The following is an 18,412-nucleotide window of genomic DNA, read 5'->3' on the forward strand; positions in this document are numbered from 1 at the left end:
CACACTGTTTGGAGGAGAGTAGAGAGAATACTGGTAACTACAATATCTTATTAGACTTTAGGATGAATGTTAGTAGAAAAAGACTTTTCAGTAAGAACAATAACTTAGGTGTTAAAAACAGTGACAACGAACTTTAAAGAAATGTTTTTAGAATTTGTTTTGTTACAGTATCAATGATCCATTATTATTTTGGTAATAGTAGATCATTTTATCATACTCAGTTCTGAGTAACTTATTTTCTCTGAAGACTTTGTTTTTATGTCTGCGATTTTATTTCTCAAAATCTCTAAAATTGATGAAACCAAAAAAAGAAATAGGCCAAACAGTATGTATGCGGGTTTTAATGGAAGAAGGGCAAAGAAGCCGGTGATCATTAACAAAATTCCTAATATATAAAAAATTCCAATTGGGTTTAATTTTACGACATACTTATTCCATGATCTCCATAGCAAAGCATTTATTAAATAAAGGCTAGTTTTTGCAATAAATGTTGGGTAACGAATTTTAGATTTTTCGTCAGCATACCTTGCAGGGATTGCCACGTTTTTAACACTGATATCATGGACATTTAGTTTTACAAGCATATCATTTTCAAATGCATAGCCTCTATATGTTTTATCTAAATCCAATTTTTTTAAAACTAAACTTGAAATTGCAGTGTAACCATTTTGAGGGTCACTCAAATTCCAGTAACCTGAAGCTACTTTGTTAAGAAAAGTTAAGATATAATTGCCCAGAGCGCGCCATGCACTCATCCCTTTACGTAACTTGGAGTTCCATAGTCTATTTCCCTTTGTGTATCCAGCTTTTCCATCTACAATAGGATCCAGCAAGTTAGAAAGATAATCTGGATCCATTTGATTATCTCCAGCCATAACGGCAATAATATCAATGTTATCTTCAAGTGCTTTTTTATAACCTGAAGTTATTGCCGCTCCGACTCCACCATTTTTCTGCTGGATTAAAACAACTCGAGGGTCAGCAAAATTTTTTATTTTTTCGGCCGTATTGTCCTGAGAACCGTCATCAATTGCATAAATTTTATCTACATAAAGAGGAATGGAGCTGAGAGTTTTTTCAATCAATTTACTTTCATTATACGCGGGGACCGCTATTCCTATTGATCTATTGCGGTACATAATAATCTTCTCCACTTGTAAAGGTTAAGATACAAAAATGCCAAAAGAGTATTATTTTTTATGCATATATCTAGCAATTATGTCGGAAAATCAAGATATACATATTCAAAATTATGCATAATATTCGGTCATCCACTATTATATATTTACTAAATTATTTTGGTTACACCTCTTTATTTTTTAGATTAATGTGTCCACATTTTTGACTAAGATTGCCCATATATCAAAATATTTTCAACACAAATAAGGAAAATAGAAGAAATTTTCCTTATATTTTGTAATTATTGGAAAAATTTATACACTTATACTGTTTATGAGTCGATCCCTAGACTTAAAATTACTTCTCTGAATTGCGAATATGGAATAATTAATTGAGCTTTTGCTCATGAAATCTTTCTAAAAATTTAATTATTTGAAAAATTTAAAAATAAAATTGGTTTTGGGATGAACTCTATATAAAACGAGATGTACACAATGCCAAAATATGCCCAGAAAATATAGGTCTTACATAACTGTTTGAAGACCACTAAAAAGATGGTCTAAAGAAGGTTTGGATACAATATTTGATTTTCTAAAGGATGATTTTTATAGGTAGAAGCGTAAAACCCCGAAGTCTTTAGCTTCGTGGGATATAAGCGTCAACTTCACCCCTGATTTCGTATATAATATTCTGCCGTCTCTTTACTAACATTTCCGATTGTAGACGCAAAATAACCCTCACTCTATAACGTATTTTCACCCCAATAATACTTTTCCCGCTACTCTTTTTGTGTTTTCCATATTCTGTTCGTAGATTCTTGTTTCAATTTTCTGACAATTGACAAAACACTGACTTTAGGCTCGCTCTTAATCAGGAAATGTATATGGTCTTTGTCTGTTTCCATTTCAAGAATTTCAAAATTTGACTCTTTTGAAAGTTCATACCTAATTTGTTTAAGTTCTTCGCTAATCGGTTCAAGTGCTACTTTTCGGTATTTGCAAACAAAGATAATATGATACATTAACAAAAACTTGCTATGGTCCCTTGTCTCGCATTTCCTATTTACCAAAAACTCTATATATTGTTAAAGAATATACTACCCTGTATGATGAAAGCGTTCAAATTTAGACTCTATCCTACAACTACGCAGTCTGTTCAATTGAATCAACATATAGGTAGCTGTAGATTTGTCTACAATTGGGCGTTGGATCAAAAAATTAAAACTTACGAACAAACAGGAAAATCTATTTCCAGATTTGACTTAAACAAAAAGATTCCTGTCTTGAAATCTTCTAATAAATGGTTAGGAAAAGTAAACTCACAGTCATTACAAGGAATGACTAAGCAGGTAGAATCTGCTTTCACCAGATTTTTCAGAGAAAAGAATGGATTTCCTAAGTTTAAATCAAAGAAAAATCCAATTCAATCATTTCCTATACCCCAACACTACAGTGTAGACTTTGAAAACAACACAGTTAAGCTTCCAAAAATTGGGGAAATCAAAGCAGTTCTTCACCGAAAGTTTGATGGAGAACTTAAAACAGCTACAGTATCAAGGTCTTGTAAAGGGAATTACTACATTAGTATCCTTGTTGAAGACGGAAAAGAATTTCCAGCAAAGCACCCTTTCATAGAATCAACTACAATAGGTATTGATGTAGGTATCAAAGATTTTGCTATACTCTCTACAGGTGAAAAAATATCGAATCCTAAGTATCTTAAAAACTCCCTCAAGAGACTTAAAGTACTTCAGAAAAGAGTTTCAAGGAAACAAAAAGGTTCAAAGAACAGAGCAAAAGCCAAAAAGAGTGTTTCTGTACTCCATGAGAAAATAAGCAATCAGAGAAATGATTTCCAGCACAAACTCTCTTTTAAACTCATAAGCGAAAACCAAGCTATAGCTCTGGAAACTCTGAACGTTAAAGGAATGGTTAAGAATCACCGCTTATCACAGGCTATAAGCGATTCTGCATGGAGTAGCTTTGTTACAAAATTAGAATACAAAGCGGCATGGTTCGAAAAAACCATCCTGAGAATTGGACAGTTTGAGCCATCTTCTAAGCTTTGTAATGTCTGCGGATATCATAATTCAGATTTGACATTAAAAGATAGAGAATGGACTTGCCCAGACTGTAAAACAAAACATGATAGAGACATAAATGCCGCTATCAATATCAAGAAATTCGCTCTCATAGATCAAAATCTAATTGGGTTGTAACACCTGCGGAACGTGGGGAAGAGCCTGGGGACTTGCCCTCAATGGAGGGAGGAATGAACCAGGAAGCCCCTAAGTCTTTAGCTTAGGGGTAGTTCACCAGAACAGGCCAGATCTCCTGGTTCCATTGCAAGTTCAGGTTTTTACATAAAGAACCAAGAAACTCTTTAAAACCTTGGGAACTCTGGACATGCCAGAGGCTCTCAATTTCTTTAGTATCCTCTAATCACAGCATAAGGCTTTCTAGCCCTGCAGACCCAGCACTGCAGGAATACCATATAGTTCTGATTTTTGATAGTAGATTTGACTTCCTTTCAGCCTCTGAGAATCTAACTATTATAGCCCAGGTAACTTCTTTTCATTACAACCCAGATTATTCTTGTAAGAAGCGGAGAATATGTTTGCTCTATGTCTTCCGTGGGGAGCCCTCAAAGACGCAGACTTTCCAGAAGTCCGCCGGATAACTACAGATCTGGCAGGCATGGAGCTTGTGGAGATAACGGTAATCAGGAAAGGGAAAACTCTTTTTTTTTCCTTGCGACCTCTTCGATTTCTTTACCTCTTAATTCCCATACCTGATCAAAGCACCATCTCAGAGCTTCGGAATCAAGATCCGTTCCTAGAGCAACCTTAATTTTCTCAAGATTTTCATTCTGTTTTTGCGAGATTTTAAGCCCTTTCTGAATTGTATATCTCTCTTGATTCTGTTTGTTTGATTTTGTTGAGAAGAACTTCCCTATTGTTTTCTCTGGTGTTTCAGACTTTTCAGATTTTTTTAAGCTTGTCTCTCCTATTCCTGCCATGCTCATGCCTCCCATCTTGACAACAGTTCTTCAGTCAATTGTTTATAAGCCTGTGCTCCTTTGCTTTCAGGATCATAGGAAAAGATTGCCTGATTGTATGAAGGAGCTTCATCCAGCCGGACATTTGGAGGAATTGTAGTGTTTAGAACTCTTTCTCCAAATACTTCTGTAATCTTCTTTTTAATGTCTTTATTAATTAAGAGATGATCATCGTACATAGTTAGCAGTACCGAGCCTATTTTCAGATGTGGATTCACATTTTCTCTAACACTCTCAATAATATCAAGGAACTGATGGATACCTTCCAGAGAATAGAACCCCTTTACAGGAATAAGCAGTTCATCCGCAGCAGAGAGAGCATTTATCACGATAGATCCAAGCAGGGGAGGTGTGTCGATAATAATATAGTCATATTGTTTTGCAAAGTCACATTTAAGAGCTTTCTGGAGAAGGCGTTCTCTCCCTATTTTCGAAGTGATTTCCAGCTCAACGGTTGCCAAGTCCATAGTAGCAGGGACAATATCCAGTCCCAGAACAACTGAAGGATACATTGCATCCTGCAATGTTCCCTGAAAATACAGAGATCTGGTACTGTTAAAGATTTCCGTACCTTTTGGTAATAGTGCGACTGTAGCATTGGCCTGTGGGTCGTCATCAATTAACAGGACTTTTTTACCTGCCATAGCCAGCCCTGCCGATAGATTTACAGCAGTTGTGGTTTTGCCTACCCCTCCTTTCCAGAGGCTAATGCAGACGATTTTTGGTTTTGACACTCTAACGCTCCCTTTCTAGTTTTTAGGAGATCTGGTTTTCAAGATATCTAGTTTTCAAGATATTCAGTTTTCAAAATATCTAGTATTCAAGATATCTAGTTTTTAGGAGATCTGGTTTTCAAGATATTTAATTTTCAAGATATCTGGTTATTAAGATATCTGGTTATTAAGATATCTAGTTATCAAGATATCTAGTTTTCAAGATATCCAGTTATAAAGATATTCAGTTTTTAAGATATTCAGTTTTTAGGAGATCTGGCTTTCAAGATATCCAGTTTTTTAATTTTCAAAATATTTAGTTTTCAAAATATCTTGTTTTCAGAATAAAAGGATTTCGAATTAGATAAGGAAGAGTTTTCATCAGATCACAGTCACTGCTAATTCCGAAGAAACTGTGAAAGAAAGCAGTGACTTAATTGTTGCTTTTCGCGGGAAAGGGTTTAGGGTCTTGTTCTCAAAAGAGAAAGGAATGAACCAGGAAGCTTCTCCTTCGAAACTGACCCAAAAGGTGAAGAGTTCAGGGAGAGGTAGTTCACGTAGATTGTTCATAGACATGCTTAGTTGTTTTTGCAATATTTCTCCAAGTAAAAGATTCAGCATACTCTCTGATTTTAAAACTATCCCAATTTTTATTTAAAGCTGACATTATAGTCTTTTCAAGTTCTTCTGAACTTGCAGGTTCACATAATAATCCATAGTCTTCAGAGTTTATTATTTCAGGAACTCCCCCGACTTTCGTTCCTATAAATGGTCTTCCACACCCAATTGTTTCAAACATAACAATAGGATTTCCCTCACCTAAACTTGGAAGAACAAAGAAATCACTTGTGTTTATATAAATTGGAATTTTCTCGTCAGGTATCCATCCGACTAATTTTATATAGTCCTCAAGTTTAGAATTTTTGATTTGTTGCTCTAGAGTTTCTAATAGATAACCTTTTCCTGCAATAACACAGTAAATATCAGATCTGGTTTTCACAATTTTGCCAATTGCCTCAATAAGATACCTATGTCCTTTTATGTCAATTAAGTTTGAAATGTTAAATATCACCTTTCTATTCATAGGAATATTTAAAACGGATCGACATTCATCAGTATTTCTTGGGAAAAAGAAAGTTGAATCATAACCATTTGGAATTACAACTAATTTATCTGAGTACTGCGGGAAAGTCTTGGAGATAAACTCTTTTTGTCTATTTGAAACTAAAATCATTGTATCTGTATTTTTTAAAACAAAGCTGAAAAAAGCTTTATATTTTCTCACAAATTCTTCTGTTTTTGAATGATGAAATGTGACAATTAACTTTTTGCCTACAATCTTTGATGCAATGGATGCAGTTATTGAGGAAATGAAACTAAATATACCACCCGATGTTTGGTCATGAATTATTTCGTATTTCTTTCTGTTAGATATGATCTGAAAAAATAATCCAAAAGTGCGCCGATATACCTTTTCGAAGTTTGTATTTTTTGAGTTAGCTTTGTTTGCATGATAATTATACAATAATATTTCATTATCTTCAACAGACAAATTTTCAATTAAGTTCTTAGTATGTGTAGAAACCCCACCTGAGGAAGCTACAGATCCACACATTAAAACCCTTACCATTCTGTCACTCCCACTTTTCTAAATACGTTGCCATGGCTAGCATCATCCAAGCTGCCCCCCATCTCATATATGGAATTTTGTTTGTAAGAATCCTGTTTTTTTGGTAAAAAAAATATCCAGAATTATCCTGCATATTAAAAATTGTCCACTCCAATATTTGCTTTGCAAACTCAAGGAATTCCACATCAAACGCACTTAACTTACTAAAAGTAATTACACCTTGAGCTTGATTATGTATATCTATAGGATATAATTTGGGATATCTGTAATAACATCTACCGTTATCTAAAAACTGTTTTCTCCTGTAAAAGCTTACACCTAATTTAATTGATTCAATTAATTGGTCCTGTTTTTTTGGCTCAGCAAAAGGAAGATATTCAACCAAAGAATCTATTATAAAACCTTGATGAAAATCAGTTTGACGCCTTACCTTTCCACTTTTATATTTACTATAGATCCAACAACCATCTGAATCCTGAGTACATATCAAAAATTCGGAAAGCTTGAATGCTATTCTTTTCATCTCATTATCGTCAAATAGAGGCATTAACCTGCATATTGCACTTAAACCTTCAGCAGAAGCATTTATTACGATTTTATTTTCACTTAAAGTATTGTACTTTAGGTAATAAAGGCCCTCGTCTGTTTTTTCCAGTAGATATCTGATAAAGAAATCATAGGCACTTTTTACAATCTCTTTTAATTCATCATCCTTAAAAATTAGATAACTGTCAGCCATTGCTTTGATCACATTTGATGTTGTGATAACATCAGGTATATCTGGAGTTAATATACTTCCATCGAAGCTCCGATAGTTAAAATAATGTCCTGCCCAGCAATCAAAATCATACTTTTGTTTGAGAGATTTATTTTTTAAAATATTGGTACACTCAAATAGATCACTTTTATACCGTTGATCATTTGTTAAAGTATAAATTTTTGAAAACGATTGAGCAAAAAGGGATATACCTTTTATATCCAGCCCTTTTTCAATACCTATAATTGGCCTGATGTTTAAGATAGAATACTTATTCAATTGAGTTATCAATATCTCCAGTAGCTGAGAGTCCGAACAGAATTTGTTTATCATTTCACTGTTTAGTGCATCATAAGGGTCCCATCCATAGTACTCTTCACTTTTTACCCACTCATAAAGCGATTTTATGGAATTATCCACAAGGACATCAAAAGACATAAATTAGCCTCAATTTAATTTATAATGCATTGATTGTGTCAGCAATTCTGCTGCTTGCAATCTTCATAGCAAATCACCCTGCAGGGCGACGACACTACCCTCTCGTTTAGAATAGTTTTGTGCAGCTTTTATTTTGTTTAGACTTTCAGGATAATTTTCAATAAAAAAAGACAAAAATTTGGTAGCGTCGATTTTGTCATCCAGGAGTCTATCTCTTTTTTCTTTCCATTTGTTTTTTAGCTCTGGTTCTTGAATAAGTTCTACAGCTTTTGCAATTGCTTTTGCAGGATCACTGAAGCTAAAAATAAGACGATACTTGTTTTCAAGTTCAATGAAATTACCCATGTCTTTCTTACCTACAAAGGAATTAAACCTGACAACTGGAGTACCAAGAACTGCAGATTCAGTAGTTATTGTCTGGGTATCTGCCACAACAAGTTTTGCGTAATACAGAATATCGTGAATGCGAGATTTTGGGATTTTCAACAAGTATTTGTTAAAATCATCTGGCAGTTTTAGTTCAGACGAAATAAACACACGGGTATACTTGCTCAGTTCATTAACCAGAAGTCTTTTTTCATCAATAGAAAAGCCGCTTATACCAAGATCATGTACAGCATCAAACGCATTGAAACGTAAAAGAACATAATCATCCTCTTGGCCTATCCCAAGAAAATCATGGATTTTAACATCTGGCACAAAATAGTTTGTATGTAAATAAGCAATTTCTTTAAAGCTATTAAATTTAATGTGCTTTGGACCCAGATCAACGGTAAACGATGAAGGAGTGAGAATCACATCCACAAACGGCTTAAAAAGCATGAACTGAAAAGGTGCAGGTTCAGAATCATTAAATATTATGCATTTTTTATGCAGTAATTGTGATGTATACGCTGAGTAAACTCCCACTCCAACCAATAAATCAGGCTTTTTCTTTCGAAGAAAACTATATGCTGTTAACACATTGAAAGGTAAAGCTAAGATTTTCCCATATTTTGAATCCGGTGCATTGGCATATACGAAATACTCAAACCCCATTTCATCTAATAGGCTAACTGTATCTCCATAGTTTCTGGCCAAGACAATAGCTTGATGCCCGCTGAATTCCAAAGTTTTAATAACATTTTTATACAAGTGAACGTGCGCAGGTGTATTTATAAAAAATGCAATCCTCAAAATATACCCCCCAGAATTCATTTTGAAGAATTTTAAATAAAATATTTTTCATTAAGATCGTGTCTTTTAAGATCAATAAAAGGACTTCAAGACTCGGATAAACCAATTTTTTGATGAAGCCTTTAACGTCGTAAAGGACATCTATACTGACTTCATTTATTCGAAGCCCGACGTTTCTTTTATCCATGAGCATTTGACTTTCTATAGCCATGCCCTGGGCATTGAAACGAAAATGTTCAATCGTTGAAGCGACGAAGGCGCGAAAATCAATCTGTGAATTTTTGATTTTGAGATCCAAGGATATGTTAATGAACTTGTCCACTTTGTTATAAACAGGTAAAATCACTGAGATTTGTTGTACAGCTGTACGCATTGTGCGTTGATAATCACTCCAAGAAATGGACTCGTTTTTGTTATTAGCACTCGACTCGAAACTCATCTTTCTGCCCGCCCTTCTTTGAGCCTTCAGATAAAAGATATTTGAGGCATTATTTAATCGTTTCAATTTATAGAAATATAATTAGATAGATATTCATATCGGATAATTTATAGAATAAATGAAAAATATATTAGTAATACATTATTATTTTAAATCAAAAAATTAGAGAACAAAGAAGAGGTTGATTTAAAATAGAGTAAGCCTTAAAAATAATAATCTAAGTATAAATTCTAAAATTGTCAATATAAAAAAGTAATATTAAAAATGAAGAAGAACTAAAAATGCAGAAATTCTAAGACTTTCATTCTCATCTGCCACTTTTTGGTTCTCACAGGAAGCTGTCGAGGAAAGGGATTTCACGCCTTAAAGTTAAAACTTTTTATTTCGCACTGCTTTTAATCTTTAGTTTAAGTCTGTATTTTATAAAAGAAGGAATTATAGACATTATTATTTGACGTTCAACGTTTTCTTTAGTAAAAATCCATATGCCACCCATATACACTATTGTCACAATGATTCCGAAGATTATTAGGGGTCCTAAGCCCGAAATAGGCACAAAAAAATTAATGAGCCTACAAGCTCCCGCTATTATAAGCATTGCTAAGGCACCAGGGAACATAGAACCCATGAAAGTAGTTCTTGGGATCCCAAGTACCTTAGTAGCATACCAGGGAATAAAAATGGCATTTTTAAGAATCAGCACAATTGCTCCTGCAACTGCAACGCCATAATATCCCCAACCAGTGACAAATGGAAGTATTACTTCCAATAGAAAATTGCCTATTCCCATCCAAAATGTGACAATTCCTGGAGTTCGCACTTTATTGTATGCGACATTAATATCAAAGAGAAGCATTACTGGAAGGTTAATCACTAGATGGGACAGCATTATTAACATCAGTGGAGAGAGTTTTACAAATTCGGGACCTACCCAGAGAAAAAGAAGTTGCGGAGCAAAACCGCAGATAAAGCCAATCGGAAGAGCCAGTGCAAAACCTGTAAGTTTTATGGCACTTTTTGATAAATTTATAAGTTCTTCGGTTTTGCCCTTAATATAGTAAGTTAGAATCACTGGTGTAAGGATACTTATAAGCACACCTGCAATAGTACGTAGCACTGAACTCCACATGAAAGCTATTGAGTATTCTCCACCCGCAAGAGTACCAAATAATTTGTTCACAACTATAAGGTCTATCTGGAGAAAAAAAAGGGAACCAATTTGAGTAATAATAACCCATCCTCCCATCTCCATAATCTCTTTAGCCTTTGATCTGCTGAAGTCTTTTATATTTATCGTAAGAAGCGGACTTATCTTGTGTGAGAAAAATACCGTAAGAACAAAGGCAACTATGGCAGCGATTAGATAAGCTAATCCTATGTAAGCAAGGTTTGGAGAATCTAACTTGAAAAACAATATAATTAGGCCCAACTGAAGAAGGATATTTATTGCATTTATTATGTTTAGAAGGTCAAGTCTGTTATAGGCAAAAAGGAAAACTCCAAAGTTACTGCTCCAAGCCCGCAATAGAAACGCACTTATAACCCCAAGGAAAAGGATTCTTGTAGCATTTTCCTGGCTTGATGGAACCCCAAAAAACAACGGAGAATAGTATGAAAGTAGTAATACTATGGGCAGCATTAGTAAGATAATCACAAGTGTTCCAAATAAAGCAGTATTAAAAGTCACATTTGCTTTTTTAAACTCTTCTCTCTGTAATTCAATAGTTATAGGCCTTGAAACTGACGTATTGAGAGATACCATAATTAGATTCACATAAGCTGTAAAGGAGGTCGCTAGTGGGATCATCGCATAGCTTGCAACGCCAAGTGAATTAATAAAATAAGGTACCAAAAACAGTCCACTTGCGAGGCTAACTATAAAATACACAATATTGGCTATGAGATTCTTAGGCACTTGCTTGCTGAAAACGTTCTGGGGATCCATTGAATTTAACATTTCTACCTTCTTGAATTCTCATGTGATACATGGTAAAATTAATCATAAATCTTCCAATTTTCATCAGTATTGCTTTTAATTTTTTGTCAGCCCTGCTAAAATATAGATACTGTCCTGAAATTATAAAGAAGCCTCAAAAATCCTATAATGTAGAGCAAGATATATTGACAGATCCAATTTTCCACTTACTTTTGGTATTTACTCCCACAATACCATAAGCGTGTGATATCATTGATTGAGTTGTATGTAATGAAGAGTTTATATAAATGCGAATTTGCAAAATTTGTTGTGTGCTTATAACAGCATAAGGAATAACTTATGATATATATTTAAGATTAAGCTGATCCCAAAACCCATTTTCGTCTCAATTATCAGAAACATTCAGACCTTGCTTAATAGTCATAAACCCAATTAGTCACTAAAATACGAGATTCAAAGTAAGTCTCAAGATAGGCTCATTAAGGTATACTTTTATCACGACCCGCATATTAGATCTTTAATGTAGAGGTTTTATGTTTCAATTTTTTACCGTCTTTTTGATATCATCTTATGAAAACTCAGGTGTTTAGACTGAGAAAAGATGTTCGGAAATCCAGAATTAGATAAATTCCATTATTTTAAAAATGATAATTCCAATAAAGCTAAAAGTCAAAGGAATGATTGCAATATTAAAAGAACAGTTAATATTTCGGTTCCATTTTTCAGTTGCAACTAGAATCTCCATCAAAGACAAAAGTATCAAAAGCCCAATAATAACCACAATCCAGTACTGGGGAATACCGATGGTTGTAGTTGCGGATTTGACACCAGAATAAACAACATCAGAATAAATAGTGTTATGTGAAAGAATGGTTGTTAACATAAAGATTCCTATGCATAATATTTATTTTATTAAAATATTATATATGATAAAATAATACTGCATCATTGTCCAAATAATGGATAATTGATATTAAGATAAAACAAGTTATAAAAACCTTTCTTTTAGAAGTCCAATTTGAATATTATTAGAAAAATAATGTATAATTTAAATTAAAATTTTAGATATTACAAAACTTTTACGTATTTAAAATGAAACATTAATATTTTTTATATTATAGAGTTCATCCCAAAACCCATTTTTTCTTAACTATGAGATCTATTCAAGATTACTTTCACCTTTGATACTCGATTTTTAAAGTACTCCAGACTGCCTTAATGTCAACTCTAAAATAATGAAAATTAGTCTCTCATTCAAGACAAATATTACAAAAGACTACATTACATAGCCAAATGCTCCTATTTTTATGCCTAATTAATATTCTGGTGTTCCTGTGAACTACCACTCATCTAAAGACTGAGTGGCTTCTTGGTTCATTCCTCCCTCTATTGAGGGCAAGTCCCCAAGCTCTTCCCCGCGTTCCGCAGGTGTTATAATCCAATTAGATTTTGATCTATGAGAGCAAATTTCTTGATATTGATAGCGGCATTTATATCTCTATCATGTTTTGTTTTACAGTCTGGGCAAGTCCATTCTCTATCTTTTAATGTCAAATTTGAATTATGATATCCACAAACATGACATACTTTAGAAGATGGTTCAAATTGCCCAATTCTCAGGATGGTTTTTCCGTACCATTCAGTTTTATACTCTAGTTTTGTTACAAAACTGCTCCATGCGGAATCACTTATAGCCTGTGCCAAATGATGATTCTTGACCATTCCTTTAACATTCAGAGTTTCCAGAGCTATTGCTTGGTTTTCGCTTATGAGTTTAAAAGAGAGTTTGTTCTGGAAGTCGTTCCTCTGATTAGTTATTTTGTCATGTAGTACAGCAAGCCTATGTTTGGCTTTTACCCTGTTCTTAGAACCGTTCTGTTTCCTTGATACTCTTTTTTGAAGAACCTTTAACCTGTTCAAAGAGTTTTTCAGGTAGTTAGGATTCTCAATCGTTTCTCCTGTGGAAAGTATAGCAAAATCCTTAATCCCGACATCTAGACCCACTGTAGTAGATTCTGAATACTTCTGTTTTGTAGGAAGTTCGTTCCCATCTTCAACAAGGATACTAATGTAGTAATGTCCTTTACATGTCCTTGAAACAGTAGCTGTTTTAAGCTCGCCCTCAAACTTCCTGTGAAAAACTGCTTTAACTGGTTCTATTTTAGGGAGCTTGATAGTGTTTTTTTCAAAGTCTACGGAGTAGTGTTGAGGTATAGGAAAAGATTGAATTGAGTTTTTCTTAGATTTGAACTTAGGAAAGCCGTTCTTCTCTCGGAAAAATCGAGTGAAGGCAGGCTCAACCTGCTTGGTCCTTCTTGAAATAAAAACTGACAAAGAATATCTCTACTTATTAATTAAGGACAAACCAAAAACTAGCGTTTTGTCAATTATCAAAAAATTTAAATAAGAATCTACTTAAAAGTTATAAAAAAGTCAAACATCAGTATTTATTTGCTTGATACAATACTATTAGATAAAGATTATTCATTCTGTTTAAGAGGATCCTTTTATCTTGGAAGCTGGATATTCTAAAAATAAGATTTCTTGAAAACTGGATTTCTTGAAAACTGGATTTCTTGAAAACTAGATATCTTGAAAACTGGATATCTTGAAAACTAAATTTCTTGAAAACTGGATATCTTGAAAACTGAATTTCTTGAAAACTGGATTTCTTGAAAACTGAATTTCTTGAAAGCAGAAAAAAGAACCCATTTCAGAGCGCAATACATTCCAAGAACTTACCATAAATTGCCTGGAAAATTATACAATATCAGAACAAAAGATTTCTGTTTTAGTCCATTTCCTAAGCAAAACAATATCAAGAGACGTACAGAATAAAAAGAAAAATAAATTAAAAAACGGCACTGTTGAATACTATAGATAAAAAAACACCGACAAGAGGAGATATATAGACCAAAATTCATATGTCAATAAGCAATACTGCCACATTACTCACAGCACTTGAGGACTTTAAAGTTGGAAGACACTTATAAAAGTACCAGGAGATTTTAAAAGATAGAATATCGAAGCAACTAGAAGTAATTTTTTAAAAAAGGGAATTTAATGCTTTTAATTCAAGATTAAAGCATTAATTTTGAAATTGGCAAAGGTTCAAGTCTCAAAATTCAACATTACTATGTACGGACTGATCTCCAGCAAAGTATTTTCCTACTGACATGTTTTACCACACTTGAATTCAGGCAGGAGCTTCCTTACTCATAATATAAACAATCATTTTTGGGTTAAGCCTGTTCTCCCTTGAAATCTTTGCTTCGATATCTTCATTGGATTTACCTTCGATTCTCATTTCTTTTATTCTTTCAATAATCGATGACGGAACAGTGTAGTATTCGTTAATGTCCTTCCTGTGGCCCCAGACATCACCTTCGATAAGCTGGATTCTTTGCATTTCAAGGAATATTTCTATAGATTTTGAAACCGTAGCCATGTAAGATTTAGGTAACTGTATTACCTCAATTTTCGGACATGTTTCAACCAGTTCAAAAATATCTTTATTCGAAGGCCTGAAGGCCAGATGAACAATACGCTCATTCGGATTTAATGTAAAAATTTCATCTCTGGAACTAACTACTCGAATTCTCATAATTATCCCCCACTATAAACTTCTTTTAGTTGTATGATATAACTACATATACTGATTATAAATAATTATCTCATTGAACTAACATTATTTAGATAGTGTTCTGAAGAAAATAATATAGGATGCAAATAATAATATTAGACCTCCGAATTTGATCTAGAAAAACCAAATGTAACTATTCAGATACCTTAAAATGAGTAAAATGGTGTTGATTCAGGTTATTGAGTTCTATATAATTAGGAGCTTGCAGTAAAAATAAAAACAATAGCATTTGGGATCAGTTTATAAAATACAATAATGTATATTGTATATAAAAGACCATGTAAATTATAGCTTTTGGCCTTAATTACAGCAAAAAAAGTGAAAAGTTACTTTTGTAATTTATTTTTCTATTTTTGCTTCACTTATGCGCTGTTTCGGGCTATAATTTACCGGGTAAGTTGGAAAACTAATCCTACTTTCCTTTCTCTTTTGAGAACAAGTCCCCAGGCTCCCCCAAGAAACAAGCTCATCTCCAGAAGAAAAATCCATGAAATTACCTATTTCAGCAAGTAGAATTGCTGAACCAAGTTTTCCGATATCGAAAACTGATATTAAACTTCCCATTTCACGCTTACAGTTCCTATAAAAACTATGAGTATCAGACAGATCTGGAGCCTTATTGCAGCACTTTGAGAGACTTCTAGATCAAAAATTCTTTTATCTGATCATTTTTTACGAATATTTTGAGAAAGACTCTCTACGATCTGACCAACAGTCTTACCTGAAGAGATTCATAACAAGATCCTGCTGCCATTCTTGCCAAAAATATCCTTCATCACATCCTTTAGATCAAATATTTCAGGTGCGAGAACTGAGTGAGCCATTATAGTAATCCAATTCAAGCTCATTTCCAAAATTCGTACCATTTCTTTTCTGGTACCTGGGGATCAGGCAGCTACTTGACAATAATATTCTAAAGGAATCAACTGCAGGTGCAGCAAGCTCTTTTTCCAGAGCAATGAGTCGCACACAGCCTTACTACCGCATTTTCTTGTCATGGACAAACTAAGTTAGTTAATCATGTAGAGCTTCAGAACATTTGATCGTGATGGGAATTTGCCGTATATCATTAGATATATTGGTTAATGTGAAATTATATTATAAAAGAATATTATTACAGATTAATATCTAATTTTAACTTATTTTTCTCATAACTCTTTACGTCTCTTGCTCTCATTTTGCTTGGGAAATGGACTAAAACAGAAATTTTTTTTGCTTAGGAAATATATTTGCTTAGGAAATTACACAAAGATACAAATAATGCTTAAGGACACTTATATAAAACTACTTTATGGAGGGCTGAAGATCACCAAACAGGTTAGCTTATCAGAGATTGTAAACTTTGAAAAGAGCTTATTTAAGGATAAAACAACAGTAAAACCTAATTATGAATTAAAAGGAATTGAAGAAATCCTGCACCGAAATGAAGAAATTCGCCTTTTCTATGAGTATATGAAAGACATATTTAGAGAAATACCAGTGTCACCTGGTAACGTATTTATATATGGCAAGCCTGGACTTGGTAAAACCATAATAACTAAATGGTGCATGACTGAAGTAATAAAATTAGCAGACATTCAGAACAAAAATCTATGTGTTATTAATATAAATTGCGAGAAAATAAAAAGTGAACATGCTGTTTTACAAATACTTAACGAAAAGATACCCATACCTGAAGGCGAAAAAAGAAAGTCCATAGGTAATTCTTTGTCCAAAAATAATCGGTATTTTACTCACCTTGTCAATCATTATAACGGTATGATCATAATTGTATTCGATGAACTAGATAAAGCAACTAAGCCTGAGATGATAAATAATATAATAAGAACTAAGTCAGAACTAACAGGACAATATCCCTGTGTTGTCTGTATTACTAATAATTTAAACCTTATAGACACTTTTCCACCACATTTACAGAATACACTAGGTCAACAGGAACTTATAATAAACCCTTATGACGCAGAACAATTACAGGACATACTTAATGCAAGAGTTAAAACTGCATTTAAACCCAATACCGTTGAAGAACTGGTTGTCCCGTTATGCGCAGCTTTTGCGGCTCAGGAAAATGGTGATGCCCGAAAAGCTATTGAATTATTAAGAGTGGCAGGAGAAATTGCTGAAGCAAAAGGCAATCCAGTTGTTGTAGAGCAAGATGTTAGAGAAGCTAAAGACAAAATTGAATTAAATAAAATAATAGAAGCTACCAAAAAATTACCAACTCAACATAAAATAGCATTATTAGCCTGTATTTATGTGTTTAATTCCAGTATAGAATGTAATATGAAATATATTTATACAATTTATAAAAGACTTTGCGAATACATAGACGCCGATATTTTAACTCAGCGGAGAATTTCTGACTTACTTAAAGAGCTAGACCAACTCGGAATTATTGAAGGCGAAAATTTCTGGAAAGGAAAATACGGAAGAAAAAAAATAATAACAAAAATAGCATTTCAATCCCTTATAAAAGAAACTCTATTTGAAGACAATAGGCTAGAACCATTCGCAGACATATCACCTTCTAAGTTCTTTTTCCCCCAAAATTCAATTGCAAAAAAGTGATATATTATATATGAGCTCGTCTCAAAACCAAGTTGTTTTATCCCAAAATTATTTCGCTTTTTTACTTTCTTTTATTGCAGTTATATATCTATGCATGTGATCTATTATTTTATCCAACTTCGAATTTGCTTCATTTTACGTAATCATTTCACAATACAAAAATGGAGCTAGAATTTACTTAAACGTTTAACATTTTACGTCGTCTGCTGCTGCATCGTATATCGGACCACCAAATTTCTACAATAAGAAACTCGATTGATCGTTCAAATATCCCATTTCCTAAGCAGAGAATTAATTCCCAAGAGGAATTTTTCTTTTATCAAAGAACCATATGTATATATCCCATTTCCTAAGCAGAGATTTAATTCCTAAGAGAAATTTTTCTTTTATCAAAGAACCATATGTATATATCCCATTTCCTAAGCAGAGATTTAATTCCCAAGAGGAGTTTTTCTTTTATCAAAGGACCATATGTATATATCCCATTTCCTAAGCAGAGATTTAATTCCCAAGAGGAATTTTTCTTTTATCAAAGAACCATATGTATATATCCCATTTCCTAAGCCACCTTCCACAGTCAAATTTTAGATTTCATAATTTCTTCTGCTATTGATTTTCACTTAAACAGATTTATCGAACTTTTATGCAGGAGGTAAAAACAGCTATGTGTTCAGATTCCATCAAAATTCAAATTAATATAATCTGTTTTGGGAAAATATGAGTTTCAAAAAAATGCAGATGAGTATAGATCCTAGAGCTTTACGATACTGTTTTTTCTCTACGAGATAAATCACTTTATAGTGATTTATATTATTTAAACACAAAATCAATGTGTTATGGTTTTAAAATTAATAATATATATAATTAACTAATAAAGAATAATTGAAGTGCATTAAAAGAAAATATACACATAAATTTGCTTAGGCTTAGGAAACC

Annotated in this window: 13 protein-coding genes and 3 pseudogenes; 2 read left to right on the plus strand and 14 right to left on the minus strand. The window is 33.3% G+C overall.

The window, feature by feature from the left end:
* Positions 1-203: 203 nt before the first annotated feature.
* The gene (locus tag MSBRW_RS00035) at positions 204-1,139 is read right to left on the minus strand and encodes a glycosyltransferase family 2 protein (protein ID WP_011302008.1); all 936 of its coding nucleotides are present in this window, start codon (positions 1,137-1,139) and stop codon (positions 204-206) included.
* A 644-nt stretch (positions 1,140-1,783) separates the two neighbouring features.
* A pseudogene (gene tnpA / locus MSBRW_RS00040) lies at positions 1,784-2,188 on the minus strand (IS200/IS605 family transposase).
* Positions 2,189-2,224: 36 nt separating this feature from the next.
* On the opposite strand from tnpA, the gene tnpB reads away from it, so the two are divergent.
* A complete protein-coding gene (gene tnpB / locus MSBRW_RS00045; RefSeq protein WP_011301999.1) occupies positions 2,225-3,337 on the plus strand; it encodes an IS200/IS605 family element RNA-guided endonuclease TnpB in 1,113 nt (370 codons plus the stop codon).
* 503 nt (positions 3,338-3,840) lie between these two features.
* Here tnpB and MSBRW_RS00050 read toward each other — a convergent pair.
* From MSBRW_RS00050 to MSBRW_RS21595, 12 genes and pseudogenes are all read right to left on the minus strand, one after another.
* Positions 3,841-4,137 (minus strand): hypothetical protein, encoded by a 297-nt coding sequence (locus MSBRW_RS00050; protein WP_011301998.1) that lies wholly within the window; start codon positions 4,135-4,137, stop codon positions 3,841-3,843.
* A gap of 2 nt (positions 4,138-4,139) precedes the next feature.
* Positions 4,140-4,910 (minus strand): ParA family protein, encoded by a 771-nt coding sequence (locus tag MSBRW_RS00055; protein WP_011301997.1) that lies wholly within the window; start codon positions 4,908-4,910, stop codon positions 4,140-4,142.
* A gap of 360 nt (positions 4,911-5,270) precedes the next feature.
* Entirely contained in the window at positions 5,271-5,459 is a 189-nt protein-coding gene (locus MSBRW_RS00060; protein ID WP_048102206.1) for a hypothetical protein, read from the minus strand.
* Positions 5,443-6,519 (minus strand): glycosyltransferase, encoded by a 1,077-nt coding sequence (locus MSBRW_RS00065; RefSeq protein WP_011301996.1) that lies wholly within the window; start codon positions 6,517-6,519, stop codon positions 5,443-5,445. The genes MSBRW_RS00060 and MSBRW_RS00065 overlap by 17 nt, the downstream gene beginning before the upstream one ends.
* A gap of 4 nt (positions 6,520-6,523) precedes the next feature.
* Positions 6,524-7,714, minus strand: coding sequence for a hypothetical protein (locus tag MSBRW_RS00070; protein WP_011301995.1), 1,191 nt, complete (start codon positions 7,712-7,714; stop codon positions 6,524-6,526).
* A 63-nt stretch (positions 7,715-7,777) separates the two neighbouring features.
* Positions 7,778-8,890 carry a DUF354 domain-containing protein gene (locus MSBRW_RS00075; protein ID WP_011302007.1) on the minus strand — a complete coding sequence of 371 codons (1,113 nt, stop codon included), beginning with the start codon at positions 8,888-8,890 and terminating at the stop codon, positions 7,778-7,780.
* Positions 8,841-9,329 (minus strand): hypothetical protein, encoded by a 489-nt coding sequence (locus tag MSBRW_RS20040; RefSeq protein ID WP_052305845.1) that lies wholly within the window; start codon positions 9,327-9,329, stop codon positions 8,841-8,843. Before MSBRW_RS20040 ends, MSBRW_RS00075 begins: the two co-directional genes overlap by 50 nt.
* 379 nt (positions 9,330-9,708) lie before the next feature.
* Positions 9,709-11,286 carry a lipopolysaccharide biosynthesis protein gene (locus MSBRW_RS00085; protein ID WP_011301994.1) on the minus strand — a complete coding sequence of 526 codons (1,578 nt, stop codon included), beginning with the start codon at positions 11,284-11,286 and terminating at the stop codon, positions 9,709-9,711.
* Between the two features lie 1,410 nt (positions 11,287-12,696).
* Positions 12,697-13,575, minus strand: a pseudogene (locus MSBRW_RS00095) (RNA-guided endonuclease TnpB family protein); the annotation flags it as partial.
* Between the two features lie 886 nt (positions 13,576-14,461).
* On the minus strand, positions 14,462-14,869 hold the full coding sequence (locus MSBRW_RS00100; protein ID WP_011301992.1) for a DUF1699 family protein: 408 nt from the start codon (positions 14,867-14,869) through the stop codon (positions 14,462-14,464).
* Positions 14,870-15,361: 492 nt separating this feature from the next.
* Positions 15,362-15,729 (minus strand): annotated as a pseudogene (locus MSBRW_RS23115) (IS110 family transposase); the annotation flags it as partial.
* Complete coding sequence (locus MSBRW_RS21595) at positions 15,707-15,877, minus strand: hypothetical protein (RefSeq protein ID WP_155398064.1); 171 nt, start codon at positions 15,875-15,877, stop codon at positions 15,707-15,709. The pseudogene MSBRW_RS23115 and the gene MSBRW_RS21595, both read right to left, overlap by 23 nt.
* Before the next feature lie 291 nt (positions 15,878-16,168).
* Between MSBRW_RS21595 and MSBRW_RS00110 the strand changes: the two genes are divergently transcribed.
* Entirely contained in the window at positions 16,169-17,476 is a 1,308-nt protein-coding gene (locus tag MSBRW_RS00110; RefSeq protein WP_011302006.1) for a Cdc6/Cdc18 family protein, read from the plus strand.
* Positions 17,477-18,412 lie beyond the last annotated feature (936 nt).

The sequence above is a fragment of the Methanosarcina barkeri str. Wiesmoor genome (genome assembly GCF_000969985.1).
In the GTDB taxonomy this organism is placed as follows: Archaea; Halobacteriota; Methanosarcinia; order Methanosarcinales; family Methanosarcinaceae; genus Methanosarcina; species Methanosarcina barkeri_B.

What these genes read in the sequence shown, in the direction of transcription:
- MSBRW_RS00035 (WP_011302008.1), bottom strand. Translation starts at nt 1,139, where the DNA reads ATGTACCGCAATAGATCAATAGGAATAGCGGTCCCCGCGTATAATGAA.
- tnpB (WP_011301999.1), top strand. Translation starts at nt 2,225, where the DNA reads ATGATGAAAGCGTTCAAATTTAGACTCTATCCTACAACTACGCAGTCT.
- MSBRW_RS00050 (WP_011301998.1), bottom strand. Translation starts at nt 4,137, where the DNA reads ATGGCAGGAATAGGAGAGACAAGCTTAAAAAAATCTGAAAAGTCTGAA.
- MSBRW_RS00060 (WP_048102206.1), bottom strand. Translation starts at nt 5,459, where the DNA reads ATGAACAATCTACGTGAACTACCTCTCCCTGAACTCTTCACCTTTTGG.
- MSBRW_RS00065 (WP_011301996.1), bottom strand. Translation starts at nt 6,519, where the DNA reads ATGGTAAGGGTTTTAATGTGTGGATCTGTAGCTTCCTCAGGTGGGGTT.
- MSBRW_RS00070 (WP_011301995.1), bottom strand. Translation starts at nt 7,714, where the DNA reads ATGTCTTTTGATGTCCTTGTGGATAATTCCATAAAATCGCTTTATGAG.
- MSBRW_RS20040 (WP_052305845.1), bottom strand. Translation starts at nt 9,329, where the DNA reads ATGAGTTTCGAGTCGAGTGCTAATAACAAAAACGAGTCCATTTCTTGG.
- MSBRW_RS00085 (WP_011301994.1), bottom strand. Translation starts at nt 11,286, where the DNA reads ATGTTAAATTCAATGGATCCCCAGAACGTTTTCAGCAAGCAAGTGCCT.
- MSBRW_RS00100 (WP_011301992.1), bottom strand. Translation starts at nt 14,869, where the DNA reads ATGAGAATTCGAGTAGTTAGTTCCAGAGATGAAATTTTTACATTAAAT.
- MSBRW_RS00110 (WP_011302006.1), top strand. Translation starts at nt 16,169, where the DNA reads ATGCTTAAGGACACTTATATAAAACTACTTTATGGAGGGCTGAAGATC.